Genomic DNA, 13,805 nt, shown 5'->3' with positions numbered 1-13,805 from the left:
GCTTTCGAGCCTAGTTTCGTAAACTAATTTAGTTATTAAAATAACTATTTACTTGCCTTTTAGATTGTCTATACCTTATAATGAGGTTAACGATAAGGGAGTAACTGGCAGCTTGTCTGCGATAACGCCACCAACAAGGCAATATTCTGGTGTTATCTTAATTAGTGAGACTTATGGGGGATTCTTTGAATTCTCTATAGGTCTCTTTTTTTACCCCGAAATCTATCTATAGGAGGCACGACAATGACAGATCAACCAAGTTCATTCTTTACCCAATCAACGGATGAGACTTTAAAAAGTTTAGCCACAACAACTGATGGGCTAACGCAAGACCAAGTTGCTGAACGACTCGCTAAATACGGGCGTAATCAGTTGACTGAGACTAAACGAAAAAGCTTGTTCGTTCGTTTTTTAGAACAGTTCAAAGATTTCATGATTATCGTCTTATTAGTAGCGGCAATGATTGCCGGCTTTTTAGCACATGAATGGCCAGATGCGATTATTATTCTCGCCGTTGTTATCTTGAATGCCGTTTTTGGTGTTTTCCAAGAAGCCAAAGCGGAACAAGCAATTGATGCTTTAAAAGAGATGGCAACCCCGGACGCACATGTACGCCGTAACGGGCAGATTGTTAAAATCAAGAGTGAAGAACTGGTTGTCGGTGATATCGTGCTATTAGAAGCGGGCGATATCGTCCCAGCTGATTTACGCTTGTTAGAATCAGCGGCTTTGAAGATTGAGGAATCGGCTTTGACGGGTGAATCGGTACCGGTTGATAAGACTGTTGCAACGTTAACCGATCCTGAAAGTGGGATTGGCGATCGGACCAACATGGCATTCATGAATAGTAATGTGACTTACGGTCGTGGTGTCGGGGTTGTGACGGGCACTGGGATGCAAACTGAAGTTGGTAAAATTGCTGGGATGTTAAATCAAGCTGGTGAAACCACAACACCATTGCAAATGAATTTAAGTCAACTTGGTAAGAGTTTAACGATTATGATTTTAATCATTGCGGCTGTTGTATTTGTGGTCGGCTACTTACGCCACGCGCAATCACCAATTAACATGTTATTAACCTCAATCTCATTAGCGGTTGCCGCAATTCCAGAAGGATTACCGGCAATTGTGACGGTTATTTTAGCCCTTGGGACACAGAAGATGGTTAAACGAAATGCGTTGGTACGGAAGTTACCTGCTGTGGAAACACTGGGGAGTACCGACATTATTGCGTCCGATAAAACTGGGACGTTAACGATGAATCAAATGACGGTAGAAAAGATTTTTACCAATAATCAGTTGCAAGAAGCATCAGCCGACTTGGCAGGCGATGATTTAGCGTTAAGCATTATGAACCTTGCCAACGATACGAAAATCACAGAGGATGGCCAGTTAATTGGTGATCCAACGGAAACGGCTTTAATTGCTTATGGGCGTGATAAAGGTTTCGTGATCCAAGATGCCCTAGCAGCAGCACCACGCGTGGGTGAAGTACCGTTTGATTCAGAACGGAAGCTGATGACAACGATTCATCAAGCCAAAGATGGTCAATTATTAATGACCACTAAGGGTGCACCGGATGAATTACTCAAACGCGTGAGTCATTTTATTGATGCCAATGGCGATGTTCAACCGTTAGATGAAGATGAACGGCAATTTTTACTCAAAACAAACCACGATTTAGCTAAACAAGCGTTACGTGTCTTGGCATTAGCGTATAAACCGTTAGATAGCTTACCAGCAACAATTGATCCGACGATTGAAGATGAGTTAATCTTTGCTGGTTTAGTCGGGATGATTGATCCAGAACGACCAGAAGCCAAACAAGCTGTAACTGATGCGCATTCAGCAGGGATTCGGACGTTAATGATTACCGGTGATCACCGGGATACTGCAGAAGCCATCGCCCTTCGTTTAGGGATTATTACACCTGAACAAGATGCGGATGCGGCCGTTGTGACAGGTGCCGAACTGGATCAAATGGATGACGAGACATTTGCTAAAAAAGTCAGTCAGTACGCAGTTTATGCGCGAGTTGCGCCAGAACATAAGGTGCGGATTGTTAAAGCTTGGCAAAAACATGGTAAAGTCGTTGCGATGACCGGGGATGGTGTCAATGATGCGCCAGCCTTGAAGTCCGCAGATATCGGGATTGGGATGGGGATTACCGGGACAGAAGTATCAAAAGGCGCCAGTGATATGGTGCTTGCCGATGATAACTTCTCAACGATTGTCGTGGCTGTTAAAGAAGGTCGTAAAGTCTTTGCCAACATTCAAAAATCAATTCAATATTTATTGTCAGCTAACCTAGGTGAAGTCCTTACCTTATTCATGATGACGATTTTAGGCTGGCAAATTCTGCAACCGGTGCACATCTTATGGATTAACTTAGTGACGGATACATTCCCAGCGATTGCGTTGGGGGTTGAGCCCACTGAACCGGGGATTATGAATCAAAAACCACGTGGGCGCAAGTCAAACTTCTTCTCCGGCGGTGTCTTCCAAGCGATTATCTATCAAGGTCTCTTAGAAGGTGGGATTACGCTTGGTGTGTATGCCTTAGCGATTACGTACCCAGTGCATCAAGCGAGCGGCTTAGCACATGCTGATGCGTTAACGATGGCCTATGCAACGTTAGGGATGATTCAACTCTTCCACGCGTTTAACGTGAAGTCAGTGCACCAATCAATCTTTACAGTTGGTTTTTTCAAGAATAAAGCTTTCAACTGGGCTGTCTTAGCTTCATTCCTCCTGTTAGCCGCAACGATTATGGTACCTGGCTTAAACGGCCTATTCCACGTGTCACATCTCGATATTCACCAATGGGGAATTGTCCTAGCAGCCTCATTCTCATTGATTGTGATTGTGGAAATTGTGAAGTTCTTCCAGCGGAGAATGGCTAAATAATTTGTTGCCGACCTTGTAAAGTGCTTGTCAATTAAACTATAATAAAGGTGATTAAATAACTTTTATGTTAGTGAGTTTTGTAGGGAGGATTACGTATGCAAATATTCTTACAGTTTCTGATATCACTTTTCATCTTTGGTGGTCTGGAACGGATTACTCACGTTCAAAATAATTAGTTGTTGAGTTTCTTACTTTATTTAGTTATTTTCGCTTGTATCGACTTATTGACAAAGTTAATGTTTGGTCAGTCGTGGACGAGTAGAATGTTGAAGAGAAGATAGGTAATAATCGACGCTAGTGACAAACGAGATTTTGTCGCTAGCGTTTTTTTAATGAGGTAAATGTCCTTTGATGAACTAAGCATGCCTTTTCGCTTTAATATTTTAATTGCAAGCCGATTGGGAAATTAGTATACTAAACCATAGGAAACTAGGAGGATGGACATGAATAAAACGCAACAAAAGCTTGCCAAATACGGCCAAGCTGTCAACGATTTAATCGATAATACTGAAAAAGTACAAGAAGGGATGAGTAAGTATTTCACCCCTTTAAAAGCAGCCGTTGCTGATGGTAAGTTAGCCGAAATGAGCGAACAAGACTATCAAAAGACAGCACAAATCTTCAGAGATGGTGTTGATCAATATCACGAATTCTTAGCACAATTCAAAACAGTTGTTGCGCCCGCTCGTTTGATGGGGAACAACCAACGTTTAATCGGTGCTTACGCTGATTTCATTCAAGGCTGTGAAGATTTAATTACAAGCATGCATGATGATGAAACCGTTGATATGCAAGCTTTTGCAGCTTCAGAAATGAATCAAGACAAAGCAACGGAACGGATTTCTAAATACATCCAAAATATTTCAAGAATCGCTTAGGGCGAAAGTTGACAGTTCCCAAGTCGGGGGCTGTTTTTTTAATTGAAGCAAAAGGAGTGCAATCAGATGCCTGATATTCAAAATCTTGTGATTCAACAATTAACACAGTATCGACCACAACAAATCAAAGCAACGTTAGGTCTTTTAGAAGAAGGCAATACCGTACCGTTTGTTGCGCGGTATCGAAAAGAACGAACGGGAAGCCTCGATGAAGTTCAAATTCGTGAAATTGAAAGCACATTTCAATACTTAACGACGCTCGAAAAACGTAAAACCGATATTTTGAAAAATATCGCTGAACAAGAAAAATTAACGCCAAAACTCAAACAACAAATTGAAACGGCAACGCAACTGCAAGCTTTAGAGGATCTGTACTTACCCTATAAACAAAAACGACGGACCAAAGCAACCATCGCTAAAGAAGCCGGCTTGGAACCTTTTGCGCAGTTTATCGCAGGGTTACCTAGCTTAACCGAACAAGCATTATTGGCAAAAGCTGAAGCTTACCTCAATCCAGATCAAAAAATCAATGATACAGCTGCTGTTTTAGCTGGTGTTCATGAAATATTGGCGGAAAATATTAGTGAAACAGCAAAATATCGGAATTGGGTGCGCCAATATACTTGGCAAAATGGTCAGTTGGCCAGTCAAGTTAAAGACGAAGCAGCCGATGAGAAGCAAGTTTATCAAATCTATTATGATTTCACTGCCGATTTAACGAAGGTAGCGGAACATCAATATTTAGCGATTAATCGTGGTGAAAACGAAGGTATTTTGAAAGCTAAAATTATGATTGACGATCAAGTAATTGCCAGTCGGATCAGCCAAGATCTGTTGTATGGACAAGATTCAGCGTCAGCAATGGTCATCAAGTCTGCGGTTGAAGATGCCTATAAGCGGTTTATTGGACCGGCAATTGAGCGTGAATTACGCAAGCAATTAAAGGAAAAAGCTGATCAACAAGCGATTAGTGTCTTTGGTGATAACTTGAAGCATCTCTTGTTGCAACCACCATTGAAGGGTAAAGTTGTATTAGGCTTTGATCCCGCTTATCGGACTGGGTGTAAATTAGCCGTTGTCGATGGTACTGGAAAATTCTTGGATAAGTTAGTCATTTACCCACACAAACCAGCTTCAGCTGACAAACGATCAAAAGCGGCGGATGAATTCACTGCTTTACTCGAGAAATATCAAGTTGAAATGATTGCAATCGGTAATGGGACTGCGAGTCGTGAATCAGAAGAATTCGTAACGACGTGTTTGAAATCTATTTCCCGGGAAATTTTCTATGTGATTGTCAATGAAGCGGGGGCTTCTGTTTATTCTGCGAGTGATGCAGCACGGGCAGAATTTCCAGATTTACACGTTGAAGAACGAAGTGCGATTAGTATTGCCCGTCGTTTGCAAGATCCGTTAGCTGAATTGATCAAGATTGATCCACAAGCAGTGGGGGTTGGACAATATCAACACGATGTGGCGCAAAAAGAGCTCACTGTGCAACTCGATACAGTGATTGAGGATGTCGTGAATAGTGTGGGAGTCAACCTGAATACGGCTAGCCCTCAGCTGCTACAACATATCTCAGGGTTGTCAGCAACTACTGCTCAAAACATTGTGCAATATCGCAATGAAAACGGCCTTTATCAAAAGCGGAGTGCTTTGAAGAAAGTACCACGCTTAGGGCCTAAAGCTTATGAACAATCGGTCGGATTCTTGCGGATTATTAATGGGGACAATCCACTCGATAATACTGATATTCATCCAGAAAGTTATCCAACGGCTAAAGCCATTTTGAAATCATTTGGGTTAACCGTTGCTGCTTTAGGAAGCGATGCGTTGAAGACGGCGATTGCACAAATGCAAGTACCGGCTCTAGCGGCTGAATTAGAGGTCGGGATTGAAACAATCACCGACATCTTAAGTAGTTTGCAAAAACCAGGGCGTGATTTACGGGATCAGATGACGGCGCCATTGTTACGTCATGATGTCTTAACCTTGGCGGATTTGAAACCGAATATGGCGTTAGAAGGCACAGTCCGCAACGTGATTGATTTTGGGGCCTTTGTCGATATTGGTGTGAAACACGATGGCTTAGTGCACATTTCTCAACTGGCAAACCACTTTGTTAAACATCCTTCTGATGAAGTGGCAGTTGGCGACGTCGTTCAGGTTTGGGTGATGAGTGTTGATCAAGAACGTGAACGCGTACAACTGACAATGAAAGCGCCAAAGGCAAATGACTGATCAAGCCTTAACTGAATTGATTGAACGGTTATCGTTGCAGTTTTTTAATCGGCCGTTTGTGCATCAAGCAAATCTCAATCGGCGTTTAAAAACAACCGGCGGGCGCTATCATTTACAGGATCATCATATCGATATCAATCCAAAGATGTTGACCGAACATGATACACAGACCTTAGAAGGGGTGATTAAGCATGAGCTTTGCCATTATCACCTGCATCTGTTGCATCGCGGTTACCGTCATCGAGACGCAGAGTTTAAACAATTACTTGCACAAGTCGGGGGTGCGCGCTATGCACCAGCTGCACAAAAGACAGCTAAATCGAGCAAAATTGTGATTTATAAATGTTCAGACTGTGGACAAGTCTATCCACGTCGCCGTCGAATGAATACGGCTCGCTATGTTTGTCGGCGGTGTCATGGACGACTGATTTATCAAACCACACAAATTCAATGAAAAAAGGCCACCCCTATGTTTAGGGGTGGCCTTTTTTTAGTTGGCGCGTAAAGTTTGATTCTGAGTGGTGTAGCCCAGCTTCTGATAGAGGGCCAACGCAGCCGGATTATTCCCTAACACGGTTAGTTCTAAATAATCGAGCGCTTGTGTTTGTTGCCATTGCTTTGCGGACGATAGCAGTTGTGTAGCGACGTGGTGGCGGCGTGCCTCTGGTGCAACATACAGTGTTGTGAGATAAGCAAAGCGGTGTGCGATAAACAAGGGTGAGGGACTTGTTTGGGCTGTTGTAACGTGACAAAAGGCATCGATTTGCGCATCTTGGTTTTGATGAACAAAGACTGCTTGTAGTGGATCAGTTATCATTTGTTGCCAGTCAAAGAACTCAGGCGTGTAATCAGCTTGGTAATTAGTGGGTTGTAGCACATGCATTTCAGTCGTTAATTGTTGATACAGGGTGGTTAATTTGGCAATATCGGTTAGTTTAGCGGGGATAATGGGCATGTAATCGTCTCCAAAGTAAAATTTTAATTGACTTCAATCATCGTTTCTCTTATACTAATGTACGTGGCTTAAAGTGATAAAGCAAGTTACGCGGGTGTGGCGGAATGGCAGACGCGCAAGATTAAGGATCTTGTCGGGAATTTTCCCGGTGGAAGTTCGAGTCTTCTCACCCGCATCATAATTCAGTTAGGTAATTCCAATTGGAATTACCTTTTTTTGTCCCTTGATGTAAATGATTGAAACTAGGGTGACAAATCGCTATAATGAGCAATAAATTCAGTTTAGGAGTCAGTTAGGATGACACATAAAAATTCAGCAGCTTATACGATTAGTATTATGGCGATTTTAACCGCTTTTTTAATCATTCAAAGTTTTATTCCGATGGTCGGTTATATTAATATCATTCCTGGGCTACCAGCCGTAACAACAATTCATTTAACGGTCATTATTGGGGCCGTGATCCTGGGCACACGCCAAGGGGCGATTCTAGGATTAATTTGGGGTTTGATTTCATTATTTAGAGCCTATACCTCTCCAGGCGATCCGCTTTCACTTTTAATCTTTCAAAATCCAATTATCGCTATTTTACCGCGGTTGATGGCTGGGATGATTGCTGGCTTTACGTTCCAACACTTATATCAAACTAAAATTCGTAAAACCGGTGCAATGGCTTTAGCTGGGATTTTCGGGGCTTTAATCAATACCATTTTAGTGATTGGCTTAACGCGTGTGCTTTACGGACACCAAGCGGCAGGGATGTATCATACTGATCCGACCCATTTAATCATCGTGATGCTTGGCGTTGTTGCGTTAAATGCTGTAATGGAAGCAACCTTAGCAGCTGTGGTGACACCACTAGTCGCAACACCACTCATGCGGTTTAAACGGACGCAATAACAAGTGCGGGTAGCTACAGCCGACGATTGTGGTCCGCCACGGGTTGAATAATTAAAGATTGAAAAAAGGAGTTGGACAAACGTGACTTTGTCCAACTCCTTTTTTGTTTATTCCAGTTGTTTTTGCACTTTCTTAGCATGCGCAGCAACTGTGTTCATGTTGACCTTAGCAATTTCGGCTTGTTGATAAACTGAACTGTAATATTGATTTAAACGATTGATTGGTGATTTAAGACTGTCTTCGTCTGCATCAGCATCTGTATGGTCGCTGTAAAATTCATCAGATGCTTTAGTGGCCGCGTTGTAGAAGGTGGCCAAGGTTGTATAATCAAGTGTCGAAATCTTAAGACTTTGATTTAAATCTTTGACTTGTTCAATCGGCAATTCATCGTTTTCTTGCTTGACCAGTTTGGTGAGGCGTTTAATGACCGGTTTGAGCACAGCTTGTTGTTCTTTAAGACTTTGAAAGGCTGCTTCGCGCTTGGCCGCAGTCGTCGCAATCTTAGTATCTTCAATCGTTAATAGATTTTCGTCGGGATATTTTTTTTGAATCGTGAGATAGTTATCAGGAACTGGATCGCCGATTGTTTCGAGGGTTGAAAGAGCTGTTCGTTGTTGCTTAGTCGCATCTTCAACGGTTTGCATATCGGCTTGGAGTTGATGTTTAGTATCCATCGGTTTTTGGCAAGCGGCTAGGCTCACCCCGATGAAGATAATTGGTAATAGCCGTTTCAATAGTTTTAGCATAAGCAAGTACTCCAATGAGAAAAAGTTATACTGCTATCTTAACGTAATTAAAGCAAAAAGCCAAATCATTTGGGGCATGATTCAACATATAAAATAACACTTGTCTAAAAACACGGATGCTGATTGTCCGTGATAGAAAACGGTTTATTTTTATTGCCAAATGGTTGCCAATGGTTGTTGCCTGTGTTACACTATGTTTGTACTTTTTGAATGGTTGCGGTACGAATGTTTCCAAAAGAACTTTCTTCCATCGGACCACCAGAAATACACAAATTTATAATGTGTCATCGACACAAGGAGGATTTTTCTCATGGAAAACGGAACTGTAAAATGGTTTAACGCAGAAAAAGGTTACGGCTTTGTAACTCGCGAAGATGGTAGTGATGTATTCGTACATTTCTCAGCTATCCAAGGTGAAGGCTACAAGACTCTTGAAGAAGGTCAAAGCGTTTCTTTCGATATCGAAGAAAGCGACCGCGGCCCACAAGCTGTTAACGTAAACAAAAACTAATTTAAAAATTAACCTAGGGGTCGCGGCAAAAGCAATTTTGTCGCGACCCCTTTTTTTGATTGGGTGGTGAGCTGGAGATGTTAACGTATCAATTGATTGAGGGCGCAGCACGGCGACAGTGGCTGGATGATCTATTGTTAGCGGATGAAGAAGTCGGCATGATTGAACGCTATTTGATGCATGGGCAATTTTACACCGTAAGCGATCAGCAGCAAGTCATCGGGGTCTTCCATCTGATGGCACTCAACAATCAGCAGGTAGAACTTAAAAATATTGCGGTACGGCCAGAATGGCAGCATCGAGGATTCGGTGGGCAAATGATGACTCAAATTCAGACGATTGCAATTGACCAAGGGTTTCAATCATTGCTAGTTGGCACTGGGGACGGCAGTTTGGCAGCAATTGGTTGTTATTTGCGTCAAGGCTTTCGGTTCGAACAAATTCGCAAAAACTTCTTCGACCAATATCAAACGCCAATCTATGAAAATGGGATTCGCCTAAAAGATATGGTGGTTCTCGCTAAAATACTCTAAAAAAACCTGACCAAATTGGCCAGGTTTTTTGAATGGATTAATCGAGATCAGTGCGTTTTTCAAATGGATAGACAAAGCCCCATTCAGCACGTGCGTCTGACATGATGTCCATGACATCGCTTGATAATTCGAGGGTATCGTTTGATTGATTTCCGCGCACTGTTTCTTGGAAATCATGGAGTTCATAGTTCATTGCGTTGGTTGCGTCACCCGCTTGAATGGTCTCAACGCGACCATCTGGGAAAGTGAGGGTGGCTTTGTCAGGCCGTGGATAATCGTCAACGGTGACATAGCCATTTTCATAAACGAGAACACCTTGTTTAGGCATCTTCGCATGAATGTTTAAGGTAACAGTCACCATTTCATGCTTGGCATTATTTAAAAGTAATGTTGATTGCTGATCAACACCGGATTCTGATGGCACCCATTGCGTCGCTACAAGTTCTGGTTTAGCAGTTAACATCCGACGTGCAAATGAGAGGGCATAAACACCAATATCAAGCATTGCACCGCCGGCAAGTGCGGGACTGAAGAAGCGATTGTTTGGATCAAGCTCTTTATAACTTCCAAAAGAGACTTGAATTGATTTTAAAGCGCCCAAGTGATTAGCGACTTGTTGGCGTTCAATCTCAGCAAACAATGGCATGTGATAAATGGTCATTGCTTCAGCTAATATCAAGTGCTTTTCGTTAGCAAGAGCCTTTGCTACATTGAGTTCGCGGCGGTTCATCGTAATCGCTTTTTCACAGAAGACGTGTTTACCGGCTTCAAGACTCGCCATAATGCTTTCGAAGTGATAATTGTGGGGGGTTGCAATGTAGACGATGTCGATGTTGTCATCACCGAGCATGTCGGCATAACTACCGAATGCATGTGGAATATTGTATTGGTCGGCAAAGGCTTGTGCCTTATCGAGTGAACGAGAAGCAGCCCCATAAATGTGACCATCAGGTTGGTTAAAATAAGTTGCGAAACTATTGGCGATATTGCCTAAGCCGATAATTCCCCAGTTAAGCGTTGTCAATAAAATCAGTCCTTTACTATCGTAATCGGTTACAGCCAATATTATAGCAATAAAAGCGCTAAATAGAAATTAAAGGGGGGTTACAAATTAAAGATTGGTGTTCTGAATGAATTTGTGTACAATATAGAATAGATTCAGATAAAGTTGAGGCAGAGGATTGGCAAAAAAACGTAAACGCAAGACGACAAAACGCAAACCAACAGCTAACTACTATTCTAAGAAGAGACGCCACCCAACCGATTGGCTAGTGGTCGTTTTAGTGAGTCTATTTATTCTCGGAATTGGGCTCGTTTTATTAGTTCGGTATAATGGACAAAAGGCCCAAGAAGAACTTGCCGATCAAGCCAGACAGGAACAACAATCGCGCCAAGCTAAGAAGCAAGCGTTTATTAAAAAAATGGTGCCATATGCCCAAGAATTACAGACGAAATATCATGTTTTACCAAGTATTACTTTAGCGCAAGCTATTTTAGAAAGTGATTGGGGGAAGAGCTCACTTGCTGCGCAATACCATAATTATTTCGGTATTAAGGGTGATAATGAGGCCAACACTAAGGAAATGACGACCAAGGAATATTTAAATGGTCAGTGGGTAACGACAACAGCGCGTTTTAGAGTATATAACAATTATCAAGAATCGATGCTTGACCATGTACAATTGTTTGCTTATGGGACCTCTTGGAACCGGACGCAGTATGCACACGTAATCGCGGCCACTAATTATGAGCAAGCTGCCCATGCTTTACAGCAAGACGGCTATGCGACTGACCCTGATTATCCAGCGAAGTTAATTGAGCTCGTTAAGGCTTACCACCTCGACCAATATGATCAATAAAGAATGCTATGAAACAAATCATGGGAAATCTGCTACTAATTAATCTCAAAAGAGATTGCCACAAATTCCGGTTTGTGACAGGCTCTTTTCAAATCGCTGAATAACTGGATTTGAGCTTGTTGTGTTGCTTTTTTTGTGGTAATCTATTTTTAATTCAATTTCAGAAAACATTATTAGTCGTTACTACTATCGGTAGTGATGTTTAACGATGCTACAAAGGAGAGCTCAGCGTGCGACTATTAGAGGAACGCATTAAAAAAGATGGTCAAGTATTAGGTCAAGACGTATTGAAGGTCGATAACTTCTTAAATCACCAAGTGGATCCAGATTTAATGGCTGCAATGGGTGAAGAATTCCAACGCTTATTTAAGGATAAGAAGATTACTAAAATCCTAACGGTTGAATCATCTGGCATTGCGCCCGCTGTTTTCGCGGGCTTAGCATTCCACGTTCCCGTTGTTTTTGCAAGAAAGCACAAGAGTTTGACGTTACAAGATAACATGTACAGTGCAACGGTTTATTCATATACGAAGAAAGTGAATAACCACATTTCAATTTCGAAGAAGTTTCTGAATGCAGACGATCGCGTTTTAGTGATTGATGATTTCTTAGCCAACGGGCAAGCGGTTGAAGGCTTACTTTCTATTATTGAAGAAGCCGGCGCACAACTTGAAGGTGTCGGGATTGTCATCGAAAAGACTTTCCAAAAAGGTCGCGAATTGTTAGATCAACGCGGCATTCAAGTGGAATCTTTAGCACGAATTGCAGCGTTTGAAGACGGTCAAGTCGTCTTTTTAGACGAAAATAAATAAATGTTATTTAACGGAGTGCTGATAGGCACTCTTTTTTTGTCTAAAAATTTGTTATCATGGAGGAAAGTATTAGGCAGACAACGCTTAAATTCGCTATAATAAGGGTATACAGTTTGGTGAACAGGAAAGCAGGTAATATGATGCCAGTTATTTATCCAGGACAAACCATCGGAATTATTGGAAATGATCAACGGGCCTATATGTTGGCGCTCAAAGCAAAAGAAATGGGGTATCGGGCAGCCGCGATTGTGACCCCGCAGATGCAAAATACCTCATTTGCACGTTTAATTGATAGTCAGATCGATGGTGAATTCAATGATTATCAAACATTAGTCCAACTCGGTGAAGTCAGTCAAGTGTTGACCTATACGAATGAATTATTAGATGAGACAGTGCTCGAACAACTGGCACAACATTATTATCTACCTCAAGGCAGTAGTGTGTTGTCTGTGACGCAAGATCGGTACCTCGAAAAAGTCTTTTTGAGTGATTTAAATATCAATATTCCGCCCTATGCGACAGTTGTTGATGTAGATGATATTCAAGATGCAATCGATTCAATCGGATATCCATGTATCTTAAAACCCATTCAAAAAGGTTACGGTAAGCAGTATCAACGTTTTATTCAACAACCGAGTGACCTTGAAAACATTGAAGCTGCCCTTGAGTTGGGGACTTATATTTTAGAATCTTGGATTCCCGACGCACAAGAACTATCAGTGATGGTCGTTAAAACTGAAGATGGTAAGTGTGTGACACTGCCAGTCATCGAAAATGAGTTTGAAGATCATCGCTTGAAAATGTCGCTTGTGCCAGCACGGATTAATCAAGATGTTGCGACTGAAATTAATCGATTAGCCCACTTAATTGGGGAAAAATTAGACTATACAGGTGTTTTTGGGGTTGAATTCTTTTTAACACCCGCTATGAATATTTATGTGAAACGAATTATGCCAACACCGCACGCAACGGGCGATGTCTTGACACATACCTTGAATTTCTCGCAATATGAATATCATTTGAAGGCCATCTGTCAGTTGGCAGTCGGCCCATCACGCCTCAATAATGCGGGGATGACCTTAGGGATTCAAGAAGCACAACGGTCATTAATTCAAACACAGATGAAGATCAAACCGGATTGGTACTTTAATTTGCACAACGTCACGACCAATCAACAGATTGGATCGGTCACAGCAACCGGACAAGCCATCCAACCCTTAATCGATAATTACGAAGCGGCAGACTTATATTAGAGTGCGACAGCGGGCGGTTATCTTTTGAGGACTAGCATAGGCCGGCGAATGAGCGACGCAGTCGATCGTTGGACGGACGTAGCTAGCCGCAGAAAGATGCCCGATGGAGCACGTTTCAAAACAGAGTGCATTTGTGGCGGTTATCTTTTGAGCATTAACTGGATTTGACGAGTTGGTGATGCAATCGCGAATTTGGCAAATTTGGTTAAG

At 42.1% G+C, this 13,805-nt stretch carries 13 protein-coding genes and 1 tRNA gene; 11 read left to right on the top strand and 3 right to left on the bottom strand.

The window, feature by feature from the left end; translation table 11 throughout:
* Positions 1-243: 243 nt before the first annotated feature.
* The 4 genes from LCU_RS05960 (at position 244) to LCU_RS05945 (ending at position 6,483) form a co-directional block, all read left to right on the top strand.
* Positions 244-2,907: a cation-translocating P-type ATPase gene (locus tag LCU_RS05960; protein ID WP_056966804.1), complete on the top strand. Its 2,664-nt coding sequence runs from the start codon at positions 244-246 to the stop codon at positions 2,905-2,907.
* 443 nt (positions 2,908-3,350) lie between these two features.
* Complete coding sequence (locus LCU_RS05955) at positions 3,351-3,785, top strand: hypothetical protein (protein ID WP_054644173.1); 435 nt, start codon at positions 3,351-3,353, stop codon at positions 3,783-3,785.
* Between the two features lie 66 nt (positions 3,786-3,851).
* Positions 3,852-6,029, top strand: a complete 2,178-nt coding sequence (locus tag LCU_RS05950) for a Tex family protein (protein WP_056966802.1) — start codon at positions 3,852-3,854, stop codon at positions 6,027-6,029.
* Positions 6,022-6,483 (top strand): SprT family protein, encoded by a 462-nt coding sequence (locus LCU_RS05945; protein WP_056966800.1) that lies wholly within the window; start codon positions 6,022-6,024, stop codon positions 6,481-6,483. The genes LCU_RS05950 and LCU_RS05945 overlap by 8 nt, the downstream gene beginning before the upstream one ends.
* 36 nt (positions 6,484-6,519) lie before the next feature.
* On the opposite strand, the gene LCU_RS05940 is transcribed toward LCU_RS05945, so the two are convergent.
* Positions 6,520-6,984 carry a GNAT family N-acetyltransferase gene (locus tag LCU_RS05940; protein ID WP_004270164.1) on the bottom strand — a complete coding sequence of 155 codons (465 nt, stop codon included), beginning with the start codon at positions 6,982-6,984 and terminating at the stop codon, positions 6,520-6,522.
* A 90-nt stretch (positions 6,985-7,074) separates the two neighbouring features.
* Here LCU_RS05940 and LCU_RS05935 point away from each other — a divergent pair.
* A tRNA-Leu gene (locus LCU_RS05935) sits at positions 7,075-7,159 on the top strand.
* A 122-nt stretch (positions 7,160-7,281) separates the two neighbouring features.
* Positions 7,282-7,881, top strand: a complete 600-nt coding sequence (locus tag LCU_RS05930; RefSeq protein ID WP_056966798.1) for an ECF transporter S component — start codon at positions 7,282-7,284, stop codon at positions 7,879-7,881.
* 107 nt (positions 7,882-7,988) lie between these two features.
* Here the strand turns inward: LCU_RS05930 and LCU_RS05925 are convergent, their stop codons facing one another.
* Entirely contained in the window at positions 7,989-8,627 is a 639-nt protein-coding gene (locus LCU_RS05925) for a hypothetical protein (protein ID WP_056966795.1), read from the bottom strand.
* 310 nt (positions 8,628-8,937) lie between these two features.
* On the opposite strand from LCU_RS05925, the gene LCU_RS05920 reads away from it, so the two are divergent.
* Positions 8,938-9,138: a cold-shock protein gene (locus LCU_RS05920; RefSeq protein ID WP_004270163.1), complete on the top strand. Its 201-nt coding sequence runs from the start codon at positions 8,938-8,940 to the stop codon at positions 9,136-9,138.
* A gap of 77 nt (positions 9,139-9,215) precedes the next feature.
* Positions 9,216-9,671 carry a GNAT family N-acetyltransferase gene (locus LCU_RS05915; RefSeq protein ID WP_054644174.1) on the top strand — a complete coding sequence of 152 codons (456 nt, stop codon included), beginning with the start codon at positions 9,216-9,218 and terminating at the stop codon, positions 9,669-9,671.
* A gap of 37 nt (positions 9,672-9,708) precedes the next feature.
* On the opposite strand, the gene LCU_RS05910 is transcribed toward LCU_RS05915, so the two are convergent.
* Entirely contained in the window at positions 9,709-10,695 is a 987-nt protein-coding gene (locus tag LCU_RS05910) for a Gfo/Idh/MocA family protein (protein ID WP_056967028.1), read from the bottom strand.
* A 157-nt stretch (positions 10,696-10,852) separates the two neighbouring features.
* On the opposite strand from LCU_RS05910, the gene LCU_RS05905 reads away from it, so the two are divergent.
* The 3 genes from LCU_RS05905 (at position 10,853) to LCU_RS05895 (ending at position 13,595) form a co-directional block, all read left to right on the top strand.
* Entirely contained in the window at positions 10,853-11,530 is a 678-nt protein-coding gene (locus tag LCU_RS05905) for a glycoside hydrolase family 73 protein (RefSeq protein WP_004270158.1), read from the top strand.
* A gap of 230 nt (positions 11,531-11,760) precedes the next feature.
* Positions 11,761-12,342, top strand: coding sequence for a xanthine phosphoribosyltransferase (locus LCU_RS05900; RefSeq protein ID WP_056967026.1), 582 nt, complete (start codon positions 11,761-11,763; stop codon positions 12,340-12,342).
* Positions 12,343-12,482: 140 nt separating this feature from the next.
* A complete protein-coding gene (locus LCU_RS05895; protein WP_235805446.1) occupies positions 12,483-13,595 on the top strand; it encodes an ATP-grasp domain-containing protein in 1,113 nt (370 codons plus the stop codon).
* Positions 13,596-13,805 lie beyond the last annotated feature (210 nt).

Origin of the sequence: Latilactobacillus curvatus JCM 1096 = DSM 20019, from assembly GCF_004101845.1 — a bacterium.
GTDB lineage: Bacteria > Bacillota > Bacilli > Lactobacillales > Lactobacillaceae > Latilactobacillus > Latilactobacillus curvatus.
This window is presented reverse-complemented; position numbering and strand designations above follow the sequence as displayed.

Coding starts and splice junctions, on each gene's coding strand:
- LCU_RS05960 (WP_056966804.1), top strand. CDS start 244: ATGACAGATCAACCAAGTTCATTCTTTACCCAATCAACGGATGAGACT.
- LCU_RS05955 (WP_054644173.1), top strand. CDS start 3,351: ATGAATAAAACGCAACAAAAGCTTGCCAAATACGGCCAAGCTGTCAAC.
- LCU_RS05950 (WP_056966802.1), top strand. CDS start 3,852: ATGCCTGATATTCAAAATCTTGTGATTCAACAATTAACACAGTATCGA.
- LCU_RS05945 (WP_056966800.1), top strand. CDS start 6,022: ATGACTGATCAAGCCTTAACTGAATTGATTGAACGGTTATCGTTGCAG.
- LCU_RS05940 (WP_004270164.1), bottom strand. CDS start 6,984: ATGCCCATTATCCCCGCTAAACTAACCGATATTGCCAAATTAACCACC.
- LCU_RS05930 (WP_056966798.1), top strand. CDS start 7,282: ATGACACATAAAAATTCAGCAGCTTATACGATTAGTATTATGGCGATT.
- LCU_RS05925 (WP_056966795.1), bottom strand. CDS start 8,627: ATGCTAAAACTATTGAAACGGCTATTACCAATTATCTTCATCGGGGTG.
- LCU_RS05920 (WP_004270163.1), top strand. CDS start 8,938: ATGGAAAACGGAACTGTAAAATGGTTTAACGCAGAAAAAGGTTACGGC.
- LCU_RS05915 (WP_054644174.1), top strand. CDS start 9,216: ATGTTAACGTATCAATTGATTGAGGGCGCAGCACGGCGACAGTGGCTG.
- LCU_RS05895 (WP_235805446.1), top strand. CDS start 12,483: ATGCCAGTTATTTATCCAGGACAAACCATCGGAATTATTGGAAATGAT.